At 45.1% G+C, this 22,727-nt stretch carries 16 protein-coding genes and 2 pseudogenes; 10 read left to right on the top strand and 8 right to left on the bottom strand.

What is annotated here, in order from left to right; all coding sequences use genetic code 11:
• The first annotated feature begins 119 nt into the window (after positions 1–119).
• Complete coding sequence (locus AB4274_RS06845; protein ID WP_372111426.1) at positions 120–1,283, top strand: amino acid permease; 1,164 nt, start codon at positions 120–122, stop codon at positions 1,281–1,283.
• A 121-nt stretch (positions 1,284–1,404) separates the two neighbouring features.
• Here AB4274_RS06845 and AB4274_RS06840 read toward each other — a convergent pair whose 3' ends face one another.
• On the bottom strand, positions 1,405–3,384 hold the full coding sequence (locus AB4274_RS06840; protein WP_017064939.1) for a methyl-accepting chemotaxis protein: 1,980 nt from the start codon (positions 3,382–3,384) through the stop codon (positions 1,405–1,407).
• 494 nt (positions 3,385–3,878) lie between these two features.
• Between AB4274_RS06840 and AB4274_RS06835 the strand changes: the two genes are divergently transcribed.
• Positions 3,879–4,052, top strand: a complete 174-nt coding sequence (locus tag AB4274_RS06835; protein ID WP_372111424.1) for a hypothetical protein — start codon at positions 3,879–3,881, stop codon at positions 4,050–4,052.
• Positions 4,053–4,191: 139 nt separating this feature from the next.
• Positions 4,192–4,776: a TetR/AcrR family transcriptional regulator gene (locus AB4274_RS06830; protein ID WP_017064940.1), complete on the top strand. Its 585-nt coding sequence runs from the start codon at positions 4,192–4,194 to the stop codon at positions 4,774–4,776.
• A gap of 125 nt (positions 4,777–4,901) precedes the next feature.
• Here the strand turns inward: AB4274_RS06830 and AB4274_RS06825 are convergent, their stop codons facing one another.
• Complete coding sequence (locus AB4274_RS06825; RefSeq protein WP_372111423.1) at positions 4,902–6,767, bottom strand: fructose-specific PTS transporter subunit EIIC; 1,866 nt, start codon at positions 6,765–6,767, stop codon at positions 4,902–4,904.
• Between the two features lie 338 nt (positions 6,768–7,105).
• On the opposite strand from AB4274_RS06825, the gene AB4274_RS06820 reads away from it, so the two are divergent.
• Entirely contained in the window at positions 7,106–7,408 is a 303-nt protein-coding gene (locus AB4274_RS06820) for a PTS fructose transporter subunit IIB (RefSeq protein WP_017064942.1), read from the top strand.
• 7 nt (positions 7,409–7,415) lie between these two features.
• Positions 7,416–8,189, top strand: a complete 774-nt coding sequence (locus AB4274_RS06815) for a PTS sugar transporter subunit IIA (protein ID WP_372111421.1) — start codon at positions 7,416–7,418, stop codon at positions 8,187–8,189.
• A 155-nt stretch (positions 8,190–8,344) separates the two neighbouring features.
• On the opposite strand, the gene AB4274_RS06810 is transcribed toward AB4274_RS06815, so the two are convergent.
• Together AB4274_RS06810 and AB4274_RS06805 are read right to left on the bottom strand one after the other, a co-directional pair.
• Positions 8,345–10,123 (bottom strand): sodium:solute symporter family transporter, encoded by a 1,779-nt coding sequence (locus tag AB4274_RS06810; protein ID WP_029236500.1) that lies wholly within the window; start codon positions 10,121–10,123, stop codon positions 8,345–8,347.
• Between the two features lie 564 nt (positions 10,124–10,687).
• A complete protein-coding gene (locus tag AB4274_RS06805; protein WP_017061655.1) occupies positions 10,688–11,527 on the bottom strand; it encodes a helix-turn-helix transcriptional regulator in 840 nt (279 codons plus the stop codon).
• Positions 11,528–11,906: 379 nt separating this feature from the next.
• Between AB4274_RS06805 and AB4274_RS06800 the strand changes: the two genes are divergently transcribed.
• The 4 genes from AB4274_RS06800 (at position 11,907) to AB4274_RS06785 (ending at position 17,249) form a co-directional block, all read left to right on the top strand.
• Positions 11,907–13,811, top strand: a complete 1,905-nt coding sequence (locus AB4274_RS06800) for a fructose-specific PTS transporter subunit EIIC (RefSeq protein ID WP_372111419.1) — start codon at positions 11,907–11,909, stop codon at positions 13,809–13,811.
• A gap of 94 nt (positions 13,812–13,905) precedes the next feature.
• Complete coding sequence (gene manA / locus AB4274_RS06795; RefSeq protein WP_372111416.1) at positions 13,906–15,123, top strand: mannose-6-phosphate isomerase, class I; 1,218 nt, start codon at positions 13,906–13,908, stop codon at positions 15,121–15,123.
• A gap of 259 nt (positions 15,124–15,382) precedes the next feature.
• The gene (locus AB4274_RS06790; RefSeq protein ID WP_372111415.1) at positions 15,383–15,823 is read left to right on the top strand and encodes a PTS sugar transporter subunit IIA; all 441 of its coding nucleotides are present in this window, start codon (positions 15,383–15,385) and stop codon (positions 15,821–15,823) included.
• 13 nt (positions 15,824–15,836) lie between these two features.
• A complete protein-coding gene (locus AB4274_RS06785) occupies positions 15,837–17,249 on the top strand; it encodes a fructose-specific PTS transporter subunit EIIC (protein ID WP_372111413.1) in 1,413 nt (470 codons plus the stop codon).
• 157 nt (positions 17,250–17,406) lie between these two features.
• Here the strand turns inward: AB4274_RS06785 and AB4274_RS06780 are convergent, their stop codons facing one another.
• The 4 genes and pseudogenes from AB4274_RS06780 to AB4274_RS06765 all read right to left on the bottom strand — a co-directional run bounded on the left by AB4274_RS06780 (position 17,407) and on the right by AB4274_RS06765 (position 21,629).
• Positions 17,407–18,912, bottom strand: a complete 1,506-nt coding sequence (locus AB4274_RS06780; RefSeq protein WP_372111411.1) for a putative bifunctional diguanylate cyclase/phosphodiesterase — start codon at positions 18,910–18,912, stop codon at positions 17,407–17,409.
• A 208-nt stretch (positions 18,913–19,120) separates the two neighbouring features.
• A pseudogene (locus AB4274_RS06775) lies at positions 19,121–19,344 on the bottom strand (GGDEF domain-containing protein); the annotation flags it as partial.
• 10 nt (positions 19,345–19,354) lie between these two features.
• Positions 19,355–19,840, bottom strand: a pseudogene (locus tag AB4274_RS06770) (LysR family transcriptional regulator); the annotation flags it as partial.
• A gap of 160 nt (positions 19,841–20,000) precedes the next feature.
• Positions 20,001–21,629 carry an ABC transporter substrate-binding protein gene (locus AB4274_RS06765; RefSeq protein ID WP_372111408.1) on the bottom strand — a complete coding sequence of 543 codons (1,629 nt, stop codon included), beginning with the start codon at positions 21,627–21,629 and terminating at the stop codon, positions 20,001–20,003.
• A 325-nt stretch (positions 21,630–21,954) separates the two neighbouring features.
• Here AB4274_RS06765 and mpaA point away from each other — a divergent pair, with 325 nt between their 5' ends.
• A complete protein-coding gene (gene mpaA / locus AB4274_RS06760) occupies positions 21,955–22,662 on the top strand; it encodes a murein tripeptide amidase MpaA (protein ID WP_372111405.1) in 708 nt (235 codons plus the stop codon).
• The last annotated feature ends 65 nt before the right edge of the window (positions 22,663–22,727 follow it).

Raw genomic sequence — 22,727 nt, 5'->3', positions numbered from 1 at the left:
GATCAACACGCCCTAGAAATTAACCCCTAACTTTACTGAGTATTTTGTTAGTCTTGGAAACAATTATTTACAATCCAAACAAAATTTAATTGGATCGCTTGAGGTTGTTTTTCTTGAATATGAAATTATTCGGCAGTTCTTTGATTCTGTCAGGAACTGCATTAGGGGCTGGCATGCTCGCTATTCCCATGGTGTTGGCCCAATTTGGCTTCATGATCAGCTCAGTGCTGATGCTACTTATCTTTATCGGCACCACATACTCTGCACTCCTCCTGGCAGAAGCATGCACTAAAACTAAAGACAACAGTGGCATGAGCAGTGTTGCTTACCTCACTCTGGGCAGCAAAGGTAAACACTTTATCAATGCACTCTTTTACCTGTTGCTAGTATGCATGTTGATCGCTTATATCTTGGGTGTCGGTGACATCATTCATAAGCTACTGCTCGACGTTGGTGTCGATGTATCAGCATCCGTTGCGTATACCATTTTCAGCCTATTGATGGGTGCTATCGTCGTCTCGGGCAAGTCTTATATCGACAAACTGAATCGCGGGCTATTCATCTTGATGGTCGTGATGCTGTTTATCGTTATCGCGTCATTATTTAGCAACATTCGCCTTGATTACCTAACTCAAACCAGCCAATACACGGCCAACGACGTGGTGCAATACAGCGCAGTTATCTTTACTAGCTTTGCCTCTATGGTGGTGATCCCGTCACTGGTTATCTACAACCGTGAAGCAACTCAAAAGCAGATCCGCAATATGATTCTGCTAGGCTCAGTGATTCCATTAATTTGCTACCTAACTTGGTTATTCGCGATTATCGGCAACCTTGGCGCAGACGCGATAAGCCAGTTCCACAATATCTCTGAGTTGATCTCTGCGTTCAGCGGCCAATCTGCTTGGTTGAAAGTGGTTATCGCTCTGTTCTCTGCTCTGGCCTTGGTGACTTCTTTCCTCGGCGTGTCGATGGCGCTTTACGACCAAAACAAAGATGCGGTGACCAACAACAAAGCGTTGGCTTATGCGCTAACCTTCATCTTACCTTTGGTATTAGCTGAGCTGTTCGCTAGCCAGTTTGTAAGCATGCTGGACTATGCAGGCATGGTCCTGGTGTTCCTAGCTATCTGGGGCCCACTCGCAATGGTAGTTAAGGTTCGCAGACCTGACTTCCCTCACCTACAAACCGAAGGCAGCTACACAGCAGCCGGTGGCGACACGGCATTAATGGCGACATTTGGTTTTGGTGCGTTGATTTTCGTGTCTTGGTTTATGGGGTAGATCCCCATTGAATGGACTATCTGTTGCCATTTAGAAGACAGCAGATACAAATAGCCCGTTAGTCCTGCTATTAAAAGTAGAGACTAACGGGCATTTTACTTCTTATTGGAGTGCTTGCTAGTTAGCTCTTAAACGTACTCGCAATATCTTTCAATGAAGCTGCTAACTGAGCTTGTTCTTTGGCTGTTGCAGCTATTTGCGTTGCACCTGTCGTAGATTCTGTCGACTTCTGCTCTACTGCCATGACGTTTTGAGCAATATCTTGAGTCACTACCGCTTGCTCTTCGGTAGCGGTTGCGATCTGCTCAGTCATGCTAAAGATCTCGCTCACCGATGCTGAGATACCTTGTAAGGTGTGTTCCACCTCTTTTGAATCCTCAACCGCTTTAGACGACATCTTCTGACTGTTATCAATCACATTAAACGCGGTTTGCACATCAGACTGTAACGAGCTGATGAAACCTTCAATTTCAGCTGTCGACTGCTGAGTACGCTGTGCTAACGTGCGAACTTCATCAGCCACTACCGCAAATCCACGACCTTGCTCACCCGCTCGTGCCGCTTCAATTGCCGCATTCAATGCTAACAAGTTAGTCTGTTCAGCGACCGACTTAATCACATCAATCACACTGTTGATGTTATTACTGCTCTCGTGTAAGTGCGTGATCTTTTCCGCTAGATCATTAATTTCAGATGCCAGTTTTTCGATAGAGTGGTAAGAGTTTTGAACCGTACTCAAACCTTCTTGAGACTGCTCATCGACCAGTTTAGCGGAACTTGCTGTCTGCTGAGTTTTAGCCGCCACCTCATTTACCGTTGCTGATAACTCTTCTGTCGCCGTCGCAACCAAGCCAATTTGGTCTTGTTGTTGCACTAGCGTGTTCGAATTGTAGTGACAGGTTTGTGAGGTTTCTTCAGCGGCTGAAGCTAAGGTCAGACTCGACTGAGACAGGTTGTCGATAACGTTTGAAAACTTCTCTAGCGTTTCGTTGAGTGCCGAAGAGATCTGTCCAAGCTCGCTGTTGCCAACGAACTTAGCGCGAACTGTTAAGTCGTTGTCATTACGAACCTTAGACAACATCACTGTAAGATCTTTTACTCTCATCGTCAGGTCGCTGATCGCCTTATAGCTCACGAAGGTCGCGAACAAGGTTATCAAAGCAAACAGACCAATACTCATCATCATCGCAGACTGCGCCTCTGACATTTTTTTCTCTGTCAGTGCGATAAGCGACTCTGCTAGGCGGTTTTCTGTTTTCTTTAGCTGAACAATACGAGCGGTAGATTGCGAGAACCAGTACACAGGATCAACATCAAAACCGCTCATCTTAGATTCAGCCAAACCACGAAGCTTTTCTACTTCTGCCACCGAACGATCATTCAATTGCTGTTCAAAGAAACGAACGTTAGCTGGGTTACTCAATACCTCAAAGTTTGAGAAATAGGTATTTTGCTCAGTCACCAAAGAGATGAATTTAACCAACATGCCTGGGCCAAATTCATTTTTAGAGAAGGTATTATTTAGGACAGCACGCTCGATACCCGCTCGCTCTTTACCTTGTAAAAAGTTGTAGTAAGCGATGGTTTCAGTGGTGATGGCAGCATCAGAGCTAAGCTCAGCAATTAACGCCGATACGCTCAGCAGCTTTGCATTCAGTTTGGTGTAGTAACCCAAAGCTTCAGACAGAGGAATCGATTGAGAATCCACTCGATTTCGAATAGAAGTAATTTGATTTAGGCTTTGGCTTATTTCAGTGTTCAGCCGAGTGATCTGCGGTAAATCGATTTCAGCAGATTGCCAGTATTCGGTTTTCAGATTACGTCTATTATCTGCACTGGCTCTTTGTGCACGTAGTTCACTGACAAACTTAGTGCCCTGTGAGCCGATAAACCCAGCCGTCATTCCACGCTCTTTTTGTAACTCATGCACAAGTTCACTGTACACAACCGACAAACGGGTAAGTTGGTTTAATGAAGACAATTCACTGGTGGTTTCTACGCCTTTTGAAATCGCAGAAACGCTAAGCCATAGAAATCCCAAGATCGGTAAAATAAGCAAAGCGATGATTTTTTGCTTAAAAGACATATCGGTTAATTTCATTTTCATTTCCTAGCAGCTAACAAATCTTTTCAGTCATCTAACTCGCACACCCTTAATAAGATGCGCCTCAATTGTGACTGTATAATTATTCAACTTGATCAATGTGCATCAATTACCGTGCCACACAGATCGCGATGCGATGAAGGTAACATTTAACCTTACAAAATTCATTGATTTACCGATAAAACTGTTAGCTAAGCGACCTAACGATACCCAAAACACATGCGACAACATTTTATTGACGTAAGCGACTGAAATCTGACACACTTTAACTACCCAAAAGGGGTGGGCCTGCACCAATTATGTGCTCAGAGAAAACAATCTATTCAGAACTAACTATAGATTCAACGCTCACCAGCGATTGATTCACAACTAATCAACTCCCTATTCTGCGCTGATTAACTGTCTATTCCTCGTTAACTAAATATGTATAATGCCGAATTATTAAAGTAGAGATTCGCAATAAATATGCGACAATAACTGAGAGATATTTTATGGACTGTCCCGCTTGCGAAGAACATATCGGTTGGGAATGGGTAGAAGAAACGGCTATTGAACCCAATGAGGAATTCGATTGTCCAGAGTGCGAAGCAACATTGATGTACACCATCGATGAAGGCACCTACTACGGCGCTCAGCACAAGACCGTAGAAGTTATTGATGATTAAGATTATTTCCTGATGATCTGGATGTTTTATTAACTCTTTGATGTTCTAAGCCTGCGCAAAGCAGCTAAACACACCTTTACTAGAACGGGCGTTCAGCATAAAATATTGAACATATGTTCAGATTAATGAAGTAGATGTTATGGCCAAGACTGCGAAGTTCGATAGACAAGATGTAGTAGATAAAGCAACGAACCTGTATTGGGAAAAGGGCTTTCATGCGACTTCTATGCGTAACCTGCAAGACGTGATTGATATGCGTCCGGGCAGCATCTACGCGACTTTTGGCAGCAAAGAAGGTTTGTTTAAAGAGACGCTTGCTCGCTATACCGAACTTGGCATCCTGAATCTGAACCGCTTCCGCAGTGAAACAGACTCTCCAATCAAAGCGCTCGAAAGCTTCGTCAAACGTGCTGTGGTCGAATCAAAACAAAGTTCGCCAAATGGCATGTGTATGCTGGCAAAAACGGTAGCAGAACTGACTGATGAACACGCCGAATTATTAGAAGAAGCAAAGAAATCACTCAAAATCATGGAAGGTGAGTTCGCTAAGCTGATCGCAGAATCACAAGAATTGGGTGAGATCAGCAAAGAGCGTGAACCGACTCAGCTTGCTCGACATGTTCAGGTTCAAATTGCAGGCCTGCGTACCTACGCCAAAACCTGTGACGATATCGATTTACTCAACTCAATGGTTGAAGACGTATTTAAGTACCACCCTTTTTAGCGTTTGACCTGACTGATTGGGCACAATACAAAAAGACTCCACTTTCGCCTTAACAGGTCTGAGCGGAGTCTTTTTAGTTTTGATCTAGTTAACTTTATAGATGATAAACTTTGCGGTTTAAAGAGTTACACCTTTCTCATGATCAACGCCTGAGCATTAAGCATTGCTTCCTTAGTACTGACATCTAAGATTTTCACATTCGCAAAGCGTTCAACTTCTTTAATCGCCACATCGTGAGCAAAGATCACCAACCTCGCCCTTTCAATGTCTTTCTGGGTAATGCGATTACCTATTCCGTTGGCACCTTGGGTTTCGACTTTAATCCGAACCCCAAGATGATGCGCCGCCTTTTCTAAAGACTTCGCCGCTAAGAAAGTGTGGGCAACACCAGATGGACAAGAAGTGATCGCCAATACATCTGCTTGCCCTTCTTCCGTTACCGAACCACAGGTCAACTGATTAGAATTCACTTCACCTTCAACCACGTTCTTCTTCAGAAGAATCACGATCAGGGCTGTCGTTAGAGCCCCCGCTAGTGTGCCAACGATATAGCCAATCTTGCCATCAACCACTGGCAACACTATCCATCCACCCCATGGTGCATGGTTCACTACATGGAACATAAAGCCAACCACGTTACCGACAATGCCACCAGCAACAACCGCAGGCAGAACGCGCGCAGGGTCGGCGGCAGCAAAAGGAATCGCGCCTTCACTGATGCCAATCATGCCCATGATGCCCGCCGCTTTACCTGCTTCGCGTTCGTCGCGTTTGAATTTCTTTGGCGATAAGAAAGTCGCCAGTGCCATGCCTAGTGGTGGTGTACAAATCGCAATACCAACACCGCCCATCAACCATGGTTGAGTATTCACCTGAGTTTGGGCAAACAGCGTTGCTACTTTATTGATCGGGCCGCCCATATCAAAGGCCGTCATTGCACCTAAAATACTGCCCAATACCATTTTTCCGGAGCCTGCCATGCCCGTGAGCATTTGGTTCATCTCAAGCATTACTTGAGCTATCGGAGAGCCAATCACCCACATCACCGCACCACAGGTCACGAAGGTGCCGACTAATGGATAGATGAAGATAGAGCTCAGCGAGATCATGCTGTCTGGCAGTTTGATCTTCTTAAGTAGATTCACCACAAAACCAGCGAAGAAACCGACCACAATTGCACCGAGAAAGCCGGTATTGTATTGATTCACCGCAACCCAAGAACCAATCATACCGGGCGCTAAACCCGGTTTGTCGGCCATTGAATACGCGATGTAACCACCGAGCACCGCTGTAAACAGGGTTAACCCCGCGATGCCCATCTGTGCGATATCTGCTAACACACCGCTTTCAGGTACTGCACCATGACCCGACATCATCACCGACAAAGACAAAAGCACACCACCTGCAACCACGAAAGGAATCATGTGTGAGGTGCCGTATAATAAGTGTTCTTTGAGGCGATTAAGAGATTGTGCCCAAGGGCTTAGTGGTTCGACATACACTTCATGATGGCTAGAAGCGTAGCTGTCGAAGGAATCTGAATTGGCTTCGAGAAACAGCTCTTGAGCCTCTTCGACCGACTCGACTGCCTTTAATTTTGTAACAAAGCCATCTTCGATCAGTTTGGTCGAGATCTGAGCCAGTACCTCGATATGATGGTCGTCGTTGTTGTCTGGTGAAGCGAGCATAAAGAACACATCGGAGAGTTCACCGCCATCAGCACCATAATCAATGCCCGTTCGGCTAATGCCTACTGCGACAGCAGGTTTAGCGACGGCAGTACTTTTCGCATGTGGAATCGCAATACCATCATCAAAGCCCGTATTACCAATGGCTTCACGCTTCCAGATATCATCAAGGAATACACTTTTATTAGAGAGCTTACCGGCACGGTCGAGCAGTTCGACAAGCTCTTCAAATACCGCCTGTTTAGAGTCTGCTTGTAGTTCCAAGCAGATAATCTCGGGCTCGATAATATTGGTGATATCCATATGTTGCTCTGCCTCGCCTGCATTCAGACTGAAGTAATTAGTGTCTGTTAACCTAGGAATAAGGTTAATAAGATGAAAAGATTAACGGTGTGAAGGCACTCAATATATAGGACGAAAGGTGCATTAACTGGATTATTGTAACCAAGAGCTCAGAGTGTGACTTTCACCTTGGAATAAAAAACGGCAATCCATAAAATCCCCAGAACCCATAAACATATCGTCCCTCCTCTATGCGAGCTTTCTATACTGAAGTTCCCATACAAGATAGCTTTTGCAAGGTAGCTTGTGAAAGGTAGCTTATGTAACGTAACAGAGACGAGATTAAGCCGAGAATAATAATGAGAATTGTAGCGGTAACTGCGTGCCCTACAGGCATTGCGCACACCTATATGGCAGCTGATGCTCTAAATAAAACAGCCCCTAAGTTCAACGTTTCAATCAAGGTTGAGACGCAAGGCGCTATGGGTATTGAAAACTTACTGACCGCCCAAGATATTACCCTCGCAGACAAAGTGTTGATCGTCTCTGATATCGACATCGAACAACCAAACCGATTTGACCCAGCTAAAACCTTATTCATTCCCATGGAAGAGGTATTGTTGAGTATCGATAAAGTCTTTATTAAGCATTGTCGAACTTAAACTTTCCATGAACGAATACCAGATCACCTTCTTCGTTAACGATCCTGCCGCGAACTCACATGTCGCGCAGCCGCTGACTCGCTTAGCGAAGAAATTCAAAAGCAACATCCGCATTATCAACATCACTCAAAATCGAACCGCTGATCTCTCCAAATCCGTCGCGATGCTGCAAGTAGGTTTACTTCGTGGTGATTTGTGCCAGATAACCGCGGTCGGTATTGATGCGGAGCTTGCCTGTTTCGTTCTCAAAGACATAATTGCAGAGCATTACGACATGGTTGGCTCACAGGTGAGCCATGAGTTCTCTAGCGATCTAATTCAGCGAATGCCACAAATATGCCCACCTTGTGATATCAAATGGCACCACGCTAAGGCGCAAACCCAACTGACCAAATTTGAGTGCTTGAAAGGGCTCGCTCACCTTGTTTACCCAGAAGACCCAGATGAATTGATTCTGGCATTTATTAAGCGAGAAGAACGCTCTTCAACCTGCGTGTCACCGGGTATTGCACTGCCGCATGTAATGTTTGAATCGACTCAAGATCTCTCGATTGCGGTTATCGTCAGTGACGACCCAATTGACTGGGCATCACGTATCGGCGAAGTGCACGTTGCTATTGCACTCGTTCTGCCAACTAAACCACAACGAGAACATATTATTGCGGCGACCAACCTAACTCGAAACCTGCTTCACGATCAGGTCAATGAGCGTCTGCAAAAGACTCGAAGCAGTGTCGACCTACAAGCCTTGTTGATGTACATCTCGTCACGCCTTATCTAATTCATCTCTTCTGGTCAAACTCAAAGCATCCATTAATCCCCTGTTGTGACACCTATCCAATCGTTATAAGCTCATTTTCTCATACAATAAAAAACGGCTGAGCATTAGAGCTCAGCCGTTTTATGTTTAATTACTTGTTTAACTGGTTAGCTAACTTAAGCTGTTTTTTTCGCTTGTTTCGCATCCTCAACCGAGTCGTCTACAGCTTTCACCAACAGCAAACCAACTACGAATACGATACCGCCACACAGTACGAACATCATTCTTCCCCAGAATGGGTTCGGTAGAGCAAACATCGCCATCACTGCCACACCAGACACTGCGATCAGTGAGCCCAGCATGTGACGTTGTTTGTTGTCCAGTTTCTTCTGTGCTGTTGATTCAGAAACCAATGGTGTCGCAAGGTTGTTGAAGAAGGTATCAACATCTTTCTGACGAGACGCTTCTAGTGGTTTGTAGAACAATGTCGAAAGAACAAAGAAGCCGCCAGTAAACACTAGGTGCGCAATCAGACCTACTGCAACTTTCAAGTCAGACCATTCGCGGCCTGTTAGAGGCTCTAGGTTGAACAAGTTTTGTAGCATTTCAGCGGTAATCACGAAACCAACGATGTAAGACACAATCGCACCGACCACTAGCGTACCCCAACCTGCCCAGTCCGGAGTCTTCTTAAGGAAGAAGCCACAGAATGCTGGAATGGTCATTGGGAAGCCAATAAGTGCACCCACGTACATCATGGTGTCGAACAAGCTCAAGCCTTTTAGCGAATTGATAAACAGCGCGATAAGGATGATAGCTAGACCGAAGAAGGTAGACATCAACTTAGACACAATCATCAGCTCTTTCTCTGTCGCGTTTGGACGAAGAATCGGTTGATAGAAGTTGATTACAAAGATACCAGAGTTACGGTTTAAGCCTGAGTCCATAGAAGACATAGTTGCCGCAAACATCGCTGCGATTAGAAGCCCCACCATACCCGCTGGCATGTATTGCTCTACGAAGTAAAGGTAAGCGAAGTCGCCTGCTTTAGAGCCTGCGTCTGGGTAATGTGCTGCAAGGTCAACGCCTTGTCCTGCAACGAACCAAGGTGGCATGAACCAAATGATTGGACCGATGGTCATCAGAATACATGCCAACAGTGCCGCTTTCTTCGCGTTCTTTGAGTCTTTTGCCGCTAGGTAACGGTAAGAGTTCAACATGTTGTTGGTGATACTGAACTGTTTGAAGAAGATGAAGAATGCCCAAATTCCGAAGATGCTTACGTAGTTCAGATTGTTACCAGAAACGAATGATGCGCCTTCTGCTACAGGGAAATCGTTGATGATTTCAGTAACGCCACCACCTTGTACGATAGCCACTGCAGCACACGTTACGGTTACCGCCATGATAATAACCATCTGCATGAAGTCAGACGCGATAACCGCCCAAGAGCCGCCTGTCACCGACATAACAAGTACAACAAGACCAGTCAGAACGATGGTTGTCGTCATGTCGAAGCCAAAGATGCCCGATGCGATGATCGCCAAACCGTTCAGCCAGATACCTGCAGAAACAATACTGTTCGGCATGCCAGACCAAGTAAATACTTGTTCGTTGAAGCTACCAAAACGCATACGAATCGCGTCAATTGGCGTTACCACACGCAGTTGACGGAATTTCGGAGCGAAGTACAGGTAGTTCATCAGGTAACCAAATGCGTTCGCTAAGAAGATAACCGCGACAGCCATACCATCGGCATACGCTTTACCCGCTGCGCCAGTAAAGGTCCAAGCACTGAACTGTGTCATAAACGCAGTCGCGCCAACCATCCACCAAAGCATGTTACCGCCCCCGCGGAAATAATCACTGGTTGTACTGGTGAACGTTCTAAACATCCAACCTATTGCTATAAGGAAAAGGAAATAAATTCCTACGATCAGAGTATTGAGTTCCATGTATAAGTCTTCTTTATGATGAATATCTGAAGATCATATTATCTATAGAATTTTTAATTTGTAGTATTATAAGTCAAGGTTGTGATGGGGCGTATAAACCTGAATATTTGATTTCGAGACATGAATTACACGTTAGTAAACAAAGAATAAGCCGAAGCGAAGTAAGCATTTAAAATCAACAACTTAAAAACATTTAAATCAGTAAGCCGGACAACAACAACAAGATTTTATCGTCTCGATAAGTGGTTTTTAATTTACTTATCATCCATTAAATGCATCGCGTTAATACATCAACTCTCACACGTTTAATTCAATAAATAGGCAACGAAAAACAATAAGCAACTCGCAAAGCGAAGCCTTAATGTTATTAATTGGGTTTATTTAGTGAAACGGGATAAATAGAGAACGTGCCTAAAGATAGGTTTGGAAATAAGGTATAGAAATAAACAGCAGAGGAAAACACAAAGCAAATTGATCACCACAACACAGAGCTCACTGTGGTGATCTAGTCATACAAATTTCGGTCGTATAAGCTCTGGTCAAAAATGGCAATTTGAAGGGATATTAGATTGAACCACGATATTCAGTCGGGGTTCTTCCGGTGCGGTTTTTGAATACTCGGCAGAAGTAATTCACATCCTTAAAGCCACAACGTACCGACACTTCATTGAGCTTGAAATTGTATTTTTTGAGCATGAACTTAGCGCGGTCGATTCGCACACGTGTAATGTATTCAGCCAGCGTCATGTGGCCTTGTTGACGAAACATTCGCGACAAATGGTTGGATGAAATACTAAAGCGCAAAGCGATGCTGTCTCGCGTGATCTGGCGGTGGAAATTCTCTTGGATATAGATACAGATCCCTTGATACACATCCTGTACGCGGCTGTGAGACTTCTCGACAGGCGCATCCAGCATCGTCTTGCTGTATTGAAGCAACGCTTGCAGCAATAACTCATCCATCGGCTGCTTGTTGCTCTCGCGCGCTAACGAGCTGAGCGCCTCCAAAATATTATCAATCGCAAAGCCAGAGCGAGTCTGAATACTATGCTTTTGGATATCGTAGAAGCTCTCTTCCCCTTTGCGCTTGCTCACCAAGCTTAAACCAAGCTGACGACGCCCAAACAACATACTCAGTACCGAACAATCAGTATCCCAGTTCGGCTTGTTCCAACAGTTAGGCGGGATGAAAATCGCATCCCCTGCTTTCGCAACAACATTGGTGATCTTGCGATCATGACTCTCCATTTCATTAATATACTCACCGTCGAGCACCAGCTCTAAACGCGGAAAGTTCACCTGATAACTGAATGCTGAAGGCGTGTGAAAATCTCCCGCAAACCAGATGTTATGAAACGGTTCTCGCTCGTTTAATACCGACGAGATTAGGTCATGAAATATCATTGTTTCGAACTCTTATAAGCAGCAATAAGGCTACGGGAATAGATATACTCCTTAGTGAAACATAGCGCTATTGAGCAAAATCACAATTTGAGATCTAGGTTACAAAAATCCAGTAGTGGAAATAAATCTCCAGTCTAAGGCCAGATTTAGAACACTGTTATCATGATAGAAAAATCAATCTAAGCCCTTATCAATAAAAGCGTTATAACCTCATAAAAGCTGTCAACACTCCCCCAAACAGGCACTCCTAACCGATCAAAATCACACTCCATTTATAAGGCAACAATCATCCAGTAAATGCATTTTTTCTTCACTACAGAAGGCAAGCCGTAGATTCCAGAATACCCCTAACAAAATAAAAACAGAGTAGGGGTTCATTATGATCACAACATTGATCAACCAAAATTTGATTAAGCTTTCGCTTAGCGCTAATTCAAAAGAAGACGTATTTAAAGAGCTGATCGAGGTGCTGTACGCACAAGGTCGAATTTCAGACAAAGCACAGTTCCTTACCGACATTAAAGCTCGTGAAGAACAAGGTAATACCGGATTTGAAGAAGGTATTGCTCTGCCACACGCGAAAAGCGCTGCGGTCATCAAACCCGCGGTTGTTATCGGTGTCCATCAACAGGGTATCGAGTACGGCGCCGATGACGGCCAGCCATCAAAACTGTTCTTCATGATTGCCTCTCCTGATGGCGGCGATAATCACCACATCGAAGTACTGGCAGAGCTTTCTTCAAAATTGATTGAAGAAGGTTTCATTGAAAACTTCATTAATGCTCAATCTGAACAAGCGGCATTAGAGCTACTGCTTACCAAACCTGAACCTGCTGAGACAGAAACCAATGTTGAGAAGCAAGGCATCATCATTGGTGTGACAGGCTGCCCAGCTGGCGTCGCACACACATATTTAGCAGCCGAAGCACTAGAAAAAGGCGCGGCGGCTCTTGGCTACGACATCAAGGTCGAAACCAACGGTTCTATTGGCGTTAAGAACAGCCCAACTCGAGAAGAGATCGAACGCGCAGATGCGATTGTGGTGGCTTGTGACAAACAGGTCGACATGGCTCGCTTTGCCGGAAAATGCGTTATCAAAACCAACGTAAAAGCGCCAATCAAAGACGCGCAAGGCTTGATTAAGCAAGCACTCAACGCGCCAAGCTACCAAGCAGAACAAGCACCGACCAACCAATCTGTTGCAGAGAAAGCCTCGCAAGCACGTTCAGACCTTTACCGTTACTTGATGAATGGCGTATCTCACATGATCCCATTCGTGGTGACGGGCGGTCTTTTGATTGCCCTAGCACTAGCCATTGGCGGTGAGCCGAGTGAATCTGGCATGGCAATTCCTGCTGGCAGCATGTGGAACCAAATCCTAGAGGTGGGTGTGGTGGCCTTCACCCTGATGATCCCAATCTTGGCTGGCTACATTGCTTACGCGATTGCTGACCGCCCTGCCCTAACCCCTGGCTTAATTGGCGGCTGGATTGCAAACAACGGTTCTTTCTATGGCGCTGACGCAGGTACTGGCTTCATTGGCGCAATCATCGCGGGTTTATTAGTGGGTTACTTCGTTAAATGGATTACTTCGTTTAACTACCACAAATTCGTTCAACCGCTTGTGCCTATCATGATCGCTCCGATCACTGGCTCTTTGTTCATCGCAGGTTTGTTCATTTTTGTTATTGGCGCACCTATCGCTGGGCTGATGGATGCTCTTACTGCACTGCTAACCAGCATGAGTACAGGCAACGTGGTTCTGCTTGGTATTGTCCTTGGTGGCATGGCCGGCTTTGATATGGGCGGCCCGTTCAACAAGGTGGCGTTCCTATTCTCAGTCGGCATGATTGCCAGCGGTCAAACTCAGTTCATGGGTGCAATGGCGTGTGCAATCCCTGTCGCTCCCCTTGGTATGGCTATCGCAACCAGACTTGGCCGTAAGTTCGACCTATTCGAATCTTCTGAGATTGAAGCAGGTAAAGCAGCAGGCGCGATGGGCTTGGTGGGTATCTCTGAAGGTGCGATTCCATTCGCGGCTCAAGATCCAATGTCAGTTATCCCAGCCAACGTGCTTGGCTCAATGACTGCTGCGGTAATGGCGTTCTCGTTTGGTATCACCAACAGTGTTGCTCACGGTGGTCCAGTGGTCGCTCTACTTGGCGCAATGAACTACCCACTGCTAGCACTGTTGTGCATGGCGTCTGGTGCAGGCGTAACTGCGGTTACTTGTATCGCACTTAAAAATCTACGCAAAGCCAAGCTAGCAACAGCAGCGGCTTAAGCCATTTCAACTCCAATGGCTTGAGCCCACTCTAGTCTCGCATTTCATTAAGCCGAGTAGAGCTCAAGCCATGTTTCCCTTCATGGTGATTTCGATGTCTGATTTTTCTTTAGCGAACGATTCGTTCGTCCAACGTTTTTTCTACCCTATGACTAACGTGATTCAGAACTACGCATGGGGTAGCCCTTCTTCGTTCAGCCAACTGTTTGGTACTGATAACCAGTCTGGTGAGCCGCAAGCGGAGATCTGGATGGGTGCTCACCCTAATGGTTGTTCGATGGTCACTGACAATGGTCAGCAAACCACGTTGTCGAACCTTATTTCCAAGAACCTAAACCTGTTTCTAAGTGAGAAAGTCGCAAGTCGTTTTGGTGAACTTCCGTATCTGTTTAAGGTATTAGCGGCTGAGAAAGCGCTCTCTGTTCAAGTTCACCCGAACAAGCAGCAAGCCGAATCTGGCTATGCTCTTGAAGAGCAGCAAGGCATTCCGATGACGGCTGGCAACCGCAACTACAAGGATCCCAACCACAAGCCGGAGCTGGTTTATGCCCTAACCGACTACACCGCGATGAATGGCTTTAGGTCGATCAACGAGATCCTTGAACACTTCCATTATCTCGACATTGCAGAGCTTCATTCGATGGTTAACGATCTCGCGGGCGACCAAACGCCCAATGGATTAGCCAGCTTCTTCGCGAGCTTATTGTCTTTGCAAGGTGAACAAAAAGGCATGGCGCTGACCATGTTGCTGATGAAGGCCAAGCTTTCTGATGCACCCGTGTTCCAGTTGATTTCAGAATTAGAACAGCAGTATCCAGGGGATGTCGGCCTGTTTGCTCCGCTGCTATTGAACGTGCTCACCTTAAAGCCCGGACAAGCCATGTATCTGGATGCCGAGACACCTCACGCTTACATTAAAGGTACGGGCTTAGAAGTGATGGCGAATTCAGACAATGTACTCCGCGCAGGGTTGACGCCTAAGTACATGGATATCAATGAATTAGTCTCTTGTACTCAATTCAATGAAAAGCCTGCGGATAGATTACTGCTCAGCCCGATTGAGCAAGGTGGTGTGATGGAATATCAAATTCCAGTCGAAGATTTTAAGTTCTCTATCGTGCAAAACTCACATCAGAGGAAGATCACTACCGAAGGTGCCGAGATCCTACTGCCACTCGATGAATCCATGGTGCTAACCCATCAATGTGGTGAAACCTGCGTAATAGAGAAAGGCCAATCGGTGTTCATTCCCGCTTATGCTGAGAGCTACAAACTGGACTGCGTTGGCCGAGTAGCGCGTGCTTACAGCTAGCTCCCTTAGAACTCAGTACAAAGTCTTACTGCCCTGCTCATGCGGGGCATTTTTGTTGCTGATGAGGCCGCTCGGCGTGTCAAAAACATAATCAAAAACACCATCAAATATGCCCCATCTCACACTGGATGAATGATGCAAATCACACTTAATTTTGCTTGGTACAAATGTACAGTGAAGGGCTTTTATTTGCTATTTCGCGAATCGGGTTAATCCATTAATTTTAATTCAAGAACTTCAATAGTGAATGAGTTAATAAATGATCACACAGCTAACTAACGTCAACTTAATTAATAACAACCTTCAAGCGGATAATAAAAAAGAACTGTTTGAAGAATTGGCAAGCATGTTATTTGAGAACAACCGAATCAGTAATAAAGAAGCCTTCTTGTCAGACATCGAAATTCGTGAATCTCAAAGCATCACCTCAATGGACGGCATCGCTTACCCACACTCAAAAAGCAAGGCTGTAACTGAGCCGGCAATCGCTGTCGGTGTAAAGTGCGAAGGCATCGAATATGGCGATGAAGACGGCATTAATCCAACCGTATTTTTTATGATTGCTTCACCAGACAACGGTGCTGACCATCATATTTATGTATTACAAGAACTATTTGGAAAATTCAGCGATGAATTTATTCAAGATATCCATAACGCAAAAGACGAACAACAGATCCTTAATATTTTAATTAATTCATAAGGCATAGAAAATTATGAGCACCCTAACAACTCAAGCTACGAATACTAATAATAAAAACAGTAGTAGCGACTTTAAAAAACTCCTTAGTACCATGAAAGGTCACCTGCTTTTCGGAACCTCACACATGCTGCCTTTTATCGTAGCCGGTGGTGTTCTGCTGGCTTTAGCGGTCATGGCATCAGGCAAAGGTGCGGTTCCAGCAGACGGCTTACTAGCAGATATCTCTAACATCGGTATCAAGGGCCTTGTTCTTTTCCCAATCATTCTTGGCGGCTTTATTGGTTACTCAATTGCAGACAAACCAGCACTGGCACCTGCGATGATCTCTTCTGGCATCATGGCTGACATGGGCGGCGGCTTCCTTGGTTGTATCGTGGCAGGCTTTATCGCCGGTGGCGTGGTGTTCCAACTTAAGAAGATCCCACTTTCTGCAAATATGACGGCGCTAGGAGCGTACTTTATCTACCCGCTTCTAGGCACGTTAATCTCTGCAGGTATCGTATTGTGGGGCATCGGTGAACCAATCAAACTGTTCATGTCTTCTATGAACGAGTTCCTAGCTTCAATGGCTGGCGCATCTAAGATGGTTCTGGGTACAATCCTTGGCGGTATGACGGCGTTTGATATGGGCGGCCCTATAAACAAAGTAGCGACCCTATTTGCCCAAACTCAAGTAGACACACAACCTTGGCTAATGGGCGGCGTTGGCATCGCGATTTGTACTCCACCTCTAGGTATGGCTCTGGCGACTTTCCTATTCAAAAACAAGTTCTCTAAACAAGAGCAAGAAGCAGGTAAAGCGGCAGCAATCATGGGTTCTATCGGTATCTCTGAAGGTGCTATCCCGTTCGCAGCAAATGACCCAATGCGCGTACTTCCTTCAATCGTTGCCGGTGGTATCGTGGGCTGTGTATTCGGCTTCATGACAGACGTTCTACTGCACGCACCGTGGGGCGGCCTAATCACTGCGCCAGTATCAAGCAACATTCCAATGTACGTCGTCGGTATTGCGCTTGGCTCGCTAACCACAGCCGTTATCGTAGGCTTCTGGAAACCGGTAGCGGTAGAAACAGAAGAAGACATGGTTGAAGCGCCAGTACAAGCTCAAGCCGCTCCTGCAGCAGGCGAAGGCGAGTACGACATCGTCGCAGTAACATGTTGCCCTTCTGGTGTTGCACACACCTTCATGGCAGCGAAAGCACTAGAGAAAGCAGGCTTAGCCGCAGGCCTTAAGATTAAGGTAGAAACTCAAGGTCAAAACGGTATTCAGAACCGCATCAGCGACCTAGATGTAGCGAACTCAAGACTGGTTATCTTAGCTCACGATATTCAAGTGAAAGACGCTCACCGCTTTGCTAATGCGAACGTGATTGAGTGTTCAACCAAGGAAGCAATGAAGAAAGCCGCGACTATGGTGGCTATCTAAAACCTGAAACAAGTTAGAAGATAAAATTACTACCCCCTAGTAACTAAAATCCCCATTCGGCTAGTCAACGAATGGGGATTTCTTATAGTTGGGCCAACAGCATCCTTCTCGATACAAGTCATCTGTATCTCTGTCGCCTAGATGAAAAAGTATTAAGTTATGTTGTTGAACATAGTTCTATTTCAGAGGTGAGACTTTCTTTCAACTGTTTATATGGCATCGGGTAGCCCAGATAATAACCTTGGGCTTGTTCGCAATTTAACGTTTTCAAAATTGACAGTTGTTGAGCATTTTCAACCCCTTCAGCCACTACACTAATGCCAAACCCTCGCGCTATATCAATAATACCAGACGTTATGGCTCTAGAACGATAATCATCTTCCAACCCATTGATGTAACTACGATCGACTTTGATTTCATCTACATCCAATTTGCTAAATATACCAAAAGACGTGTAGCCAACACCAAAATCATCTATCGAAAAGGACACCCCTTGTTTTTTTAACTTCTGAACAGCGATCGCACACTGATCTATATCTTTCAAAATAGCGGTTTCAGTGATTTCAAGACAAAGTAAGCGAGCAAACTCGGGATCCTTTCGTAGATATTCATCCAGATGGTTCATGTCATCAACGCTATTTAGCTCTACCGCTGAAATATTGACCGAGACACTATTAAGCTCATTCCCTAGCAAGCCATTAGCCCTAAGTTGTGACGCAGTCTTCTCTAGAACTAACGTAGTCAAATCACGACAAAAATGATTCTCTTCTGCTAGCGCGACAAAGATATCCGGTGAAACGACACCATAGCGCTCATGCGTCCAACGAGACAACACCTCCACACCTGCGACGAGTCTACTTTCAATGTTGAATTTAGGCTGAAACACAATATCAATCGCTTTGTCATCAATCGCTTTACGTAATTCTTGCACCATTTCTTGACGTTGACGTTCAAGCTCAGTGAGTTTTGGGTCATGAAATTCAATCGTGTCCTTGCTTTTCTTTGCTTCAGTTAAGGCGTGGGTAGCAGATGCCATGAGTTGCTTGGCATTATTCCCATCCGAGGGGAATAGAGCAGCGCCAATACAGCAAGTGGCATTAATATTATAACGATAAGCACACTGGTTAAATCTACGATGTACGAGGGCAATGTAGGATTCAATATGTTCCGTATGGTTGAGTTTAACCAAGCACGCGAAACCATCTGAATGCACTCGTGATGAAAGCGGTTGATGCTCTATAGGAAGTTCAATAGATCGTGCAATGTCTTTTAAAAATGAATTTGTATTTTCGAATCCGATCTGGTCAGCGACAGATTTGAAGTTATCAATGTCTAATAAGAAGAGGACATAATGGTCAATGGCTTGAGAATTTTTCAGTCTTTTATTTAAATATCGATAAAAAACTGATGGGCTATGAAGCCCGGTGACACTATCAAGATCGTTGGCGCTCTCTAAATCGCGATTATTTTTCCGAACCATTACCCATAACAGAGCAGACGTTAGAATGATAAATACCAGACCTTTGACTGTCTGTGCTAAGGCATGTTCACGCAAGTCATTTGATAATGATTCAACCGCGAGATCAGAAAATAAAACCCATAAAGATGAAAGTATTAGGTAGCTGAATACTATGCTGGCCGGATATCTTTTTGTCTTGTTCATCGTTAGCTGCTATCTCTCAGTCTAATGTGTCATGACTTATATGTTATAAATTGCTCATAACGTAGCACCAACATAAATCGCAATCTACCGCTCGCGTTTTTATTTTTGACTTTTATTTACCGATTTTCGTCATCACTTTGCACGACGAAAGCCTTTTAGGGCTAAACATGCCAAAAATAATTTGTGTGGATGTTGGCTCTTAGTCAAACTAAGAGCTGCCGATCGCTTTTGTTGATGCCGGGTATGACTCTTCAATCACAATTGTATTTCGTCCTTTTAGCTTTGCTTGATAAAGCGCGCGATCGCACAGTCTTTCCACTTTTCCTTTTCTGATAGCAAGCTAATACCAAAACTAGACTTAATTGTTAGAGTTGGTTGTTGCTCAAGTTTGATCTTCTGAATTGCTGAGCGTAATTTCTCTGAAAGGGCTGCACACCAGTTACCTATGCTCCTGAAACAGTCGCTCACTATGGGTGTCTTCGCTTTCGACCTTGCCGTTGGTTAGTTCGATATCGACATTCTGACAAGGATTGGTTGATGGCCAGTCCACCAGCTGAATATCGAGCCTGATAAAAGGGTATTTTTGATAAAAAGATGGCAGGCGAGGTAACAGCCAGTTATGGCAAAAAGTGTGATTAACGCGCAGGCTCAACACGTCGGTTTCTTTTTCCCCGAACAAGATTTGAGTCTGCAATTTAAGGTGAGCAAGTGAGCCTGCCACAATCGGTTGATAATGCTGAGCAGCTGACGTTAGCTTTACGCCTTTGGAGCTGCGCTCAAACAATGTGGTATCGAGAAAGGTTTCTAAACTTTTAAGCTGCTGACTCACCGCAGCTTGGGTAACACAAAGCTCGCGCGCAGCAGCGCCAATAGAACCGAGGCGGGCAACAGCTTCGAACGCAACAAGGGCACGTAGAGGGGGTAACATGGCTTCACCTGATTGAAATAAAAGTGAAAAATACTTCAATCAGGTTTCAGTTTTTTGCGCTTACCGTTACAGATTAATGACGAAGGGACGTTGATCAGATATTTATGATCAACATCCCTTTTCTTTATTTCAGAATTTTATTGGTATATAAGAAGCTCAATTACTCTTCAATGTAGAGATCTTTAGAGTAGATACGCCCTTCTACATTGTTCTTCGCAAAACCACCGACACTTGGTCGCACTAGACGAGCCTGCATGTAGTAGTAGATTGGCGCGATCGGCATGTCTTCTGCCAGCAACTGTTCTGCCCGGTCGTAGAAACCTTGGCGATCTTGTTCGCTGGTTGCGGCTAGTGCGCTATCCATTGCTGCGTCGTACTTTTCATTGTTGTAGCGAGCAAAGTTACCTGAAGAGCCAGAACGCAACAGGCTCAAGAAGGTTGATGCTTCATTGTAGTCACCACACCAAGAGGCGCGCATCACATCAAAATCACCTTGGCGACGCGATACCAAGTAAGACTTCCACTCTTGGTTTTCTAGTTCAACTTGTGCGCCTAAGTTGCCTTTCAGCATTGATGCAATCGCCACTGCAATCGACTTGTTCGATTCACTGGTATTGTAAAGCAGTTTGAAATCCAACGGGTTAGACGCATCGTAGCCCGATTCTTGCAATAGTTCTTTGGCCTTTTGATCGCGTTCTTTCTGAGTCCACGTGCTGTATTCAGGTTGTGTTGCATCAAAACCAGCCGTGTACTCATGAGCAAAGGTATAAGCCGGTAAGTTGCCCACCTGAGTCACACCATTGGTGATAACGTCACGCATCATAGAATAAGAGACAGCTTTACGTACTCGCGCATCATCAAAAGGTGGTCGCGTAGTATTGAATGCGTAGTAGTAAGTACACAACAGAGGCACTGTGGTAAACGCATCTTGATATTTGCTTTTAAGCTGCTGCGCCATGTGTGTAGGCACGTCCGAAGTAATATCGACCTCGCCCACCGCATAACGGTTAATCGAGGCATTCTGATTCTCAAACGGAATATAAGTTACTTCGGTTAAGTGGGTATCTGAACTGTCCCAGTACGTCGGGTTCTTCTTAAGCTCAATGCGCTCGTTCACCACCCACTCATCTAGTACGAATGCACCATTACCAACAACAAATTGCTTAGGATCGCTCCACGGCTTGTCACTACTTTCTAGGGTTGCTTTGTGCACTGGCATCATGGATGTGTGGCCCGTCATCGCAACAAAGTATGGCACTTTGCTATCAAGTTCGAACTTCACCGTGTGCTTGTCGACAGCGGAAATACCGAGTTCTTCAACTGGCTTCTTACCTTCTGCTACGTCAGCGATATTGTTGATTTGAGTAAGCTTTAGGTACCACACATTTGGCGATGCCGTTTTAGGGTCTACCGCGCGTCTTATCGCATACACGAAATCATCGGCCGTCACCGGATCGCCATTCGACCACTGCGCGTCTTTACGCAGATGGAATACAAACGTCTGGTTGTCTTCGGTTTCCCAAGACTCCGCGACACCTGGGGTGATGTTGCCATCGCGATCTTGAATCACTAAACCTTCAAATAGGTCGCGTAGAATGTGCATTTCGGGCAAGCCTTCTGCCTTTGCCGGATCGAGTGTCGCAGCTTCTGCATCATTGGCACGCACCAGATGTTGCTCTTTCGCCAGAGAAGTTCCGGCAGGCAATGTGTCAGCAACGGCAGTTACTGATATAAAAGGGGTCAATAGAGATGAAATGAGTAAAGCCGTTGAATGTTTTTTAAAATCCATGTTTTTTTGCTCTCCTAGCCTATCTTTGAAGCAAAGTAATAAAATTAACAATGCGACGGTTGACGAGTTTTGACGCTATGGTTTATTTAATAGAGGTCATCTAAATAGTAGTTATACCAATCACAGTAAGTAAGTGTTCAAAAATAGCGCAGGAAAAAAGCTAGAGAACAAGGCTGCTCTTTTCAATAAATAGTTTCGATAAGCAGTTATTCTACAATCAAAAAATCTAACGACGTTATCGAGATTTTTAACAAGCTAGGGTGAACAGTTATTTACTACGATTGGTTTTACTATTTGATAGTACTTGATCAATCAGGAGATTAAGGTGAGTTTAATTCCAAGAACGGAAAGAGCTGCGTTTTCGATAAAGCCGCTGTCATATGGAAAATCGGTGTTGGGCGCACCCTTGCTCTACTTCCCCGCGCAAATAGAAAGCGAATCTCGCGGGCTGATTTTAGCAGGCACACACGGTGATGAAACCGCTTCAATCGCGGGGTTATCTTGCGCCCTGAGAAGCTTGTCAGCCGCCAATTTACGACACGATGTGATTCTGTCGATGAACCCAGACGGCAATCAGTTAGGCACTCGAGCTAACGCCAATCAAGTCGATTTAAACCGCGCCTTCCCAACGCAAAATTGGACAGAAAACGGCACTGTCTATCGCTGGAGTTCTCACACCCCAGTAAGAGATGTAAAAGTTAAAACCGGCCAAGCCGATCAACTTGAACCTGAAGTGCAGTCACTCATCAACCTCATTGAGCAGCGCCAACCCAAGTTCGTCATCTCTTTCCACGAACCACTCGCCATGGTCGATGACCCAACCCAATCGGAACTTGCCACTTGGCTAAGCAAGCAATTCAACCTACCGCTCGTCGAAGACGTGGATTACGAAACCCCAGGTTCATTCGGAACATGGTGCCAAGAAAGAAGCCTGCCGTGTATTACCGTAGAGCTACCACCTGTTTCTGCGGATTTAACTATAGAAAAGTATTTGGATGCGTTTGTCGCAGTGTTGGGGTGTGAGGGAAATTAGTCTGGAGTAGGCTACATATACACATGCGAACAGTAATTCATCCTAATTACTAGGGCGTGTTGATC

This window comes from Vibrio sp. 10N.261.55.A10 (genome assembly GCF_041470825.1).
GTDB lineage: Bacteria > Pseudomonadota > Gammaproteobacteria > Enterobacterales > Vibrionaceae > Vibrio > Vibrio crassostreae_C.
Note: the sequence above shows the minus strand (reverse complement) of the source record. Positions and strands in the feature narration are given on the sequence as shown.

Excerpts from the sequence above, each read along its gene's own strand:
- AB4274_RS06845 (WP_372111426.1), top strand. The coding sequence starts at position 120 with ATGAAATTATTCGGCAGTTCTTTGATTCTGTCAGGAACTGCATTAGGG.
- AB4274_RS06840 (WP_017064939.1), bottom strand. The coding sequence starts at position 3,384 with ATGAAATTAACCGATATGTCTTTTAAGCAAAAAATCATCGCTTTGCTT.
- AB4274_RS06835 (WP_372111424.1), top strand. The coding sequence starts at position 3,879 with ATGGACTGTCCCGCTTGCGAAGAACATATCGGTTGGGAATGGGTAGAA.
- AB4274_RS06830 (WP_017064940.1), top strand. The coding sequence starts at position 4,192 with ATGGCCAAGACTGCGAAGTTCGATAGACAAGATGTAGTAGATAAAGCA.
- AB4274_RS06825 (WP_372111423.1), bottom strand. The coding sequence starts at position 6,767 with ATGGATATCACCAATATTATCGAGCCCGAGATTATCTGCTTGGAACTA.
- AB4274_RS06820 (WP_017064942.1), top strand. The coding sequence starts at position 7,106 with ATGAGAATTGTAGCGGTAACTGCGTGCCCTACAGGCATTGCGCACACC.
- AB4274_RS06815 (WP_372111421.1), top strand. The coding sequence starts at position 7,416 with ATGAACGAATACCAGATCACCTTCTTCGTTAACGATCCTGCCGCGAAC.
- AB4274_RS06810 (WP_029236500.1), bottom strand. The coding sequence starts at position 10,123 with ATGGAACTCAATACTCTGATCGTAGGAATTTATTTCCTTTTCCTTATA.
- AB4274_RS06805 (WP_017061655.1), bottom strand. The coding sequence starts at position 11,527 with ATGATATTTCATGACCTAATCTCGTCGGTATTAAACGAGCGAGAACCG.
- AB4274_RS06800 (WP_372111419.1), top strand. The coding sequence starts at position 11,907 with ATGATCACAACATTGATCAACCAAAATTTGATTAAGCTTTCGCTTAGC.
- manA (WP_372111416.1), top strand. The coding sequence starts at position 13,906 with ATGTCTGATTTTTCTTTAGCGAACGATTCGTTCGTCCAACGTTTTTTC.
- AB4274_RS06790 (WP_372111415.1), top strand. The coding sequence starts at position 15,383 with ATGATCACACAGCTAACTAACGTCAACTTAATTAATAACAACCTTCAA.
- AB4274_RS06785 (WP_372111413.1), top strand. The coding sequence starts at position 15,837 with ATGAGCACCCTAACAACTCAAGCTACGAATACTAATAATAAAAACAGT.
- AB4274_RS06780 (WP_372111411.1), bottom strand. The coding sequence starts at position 18,912 with ATGAACAAGACAAAAAGATATCCGGCCAGCATAGTATTCAGCTACCTA.
- AB4274_RS06765 (WP_372111408.1), bottom strand. The coding sequence starts at position 21,629 with ATGGATTTTAAAAAACATTCAACGGCTTTACTCATTTCATCTCTATTG.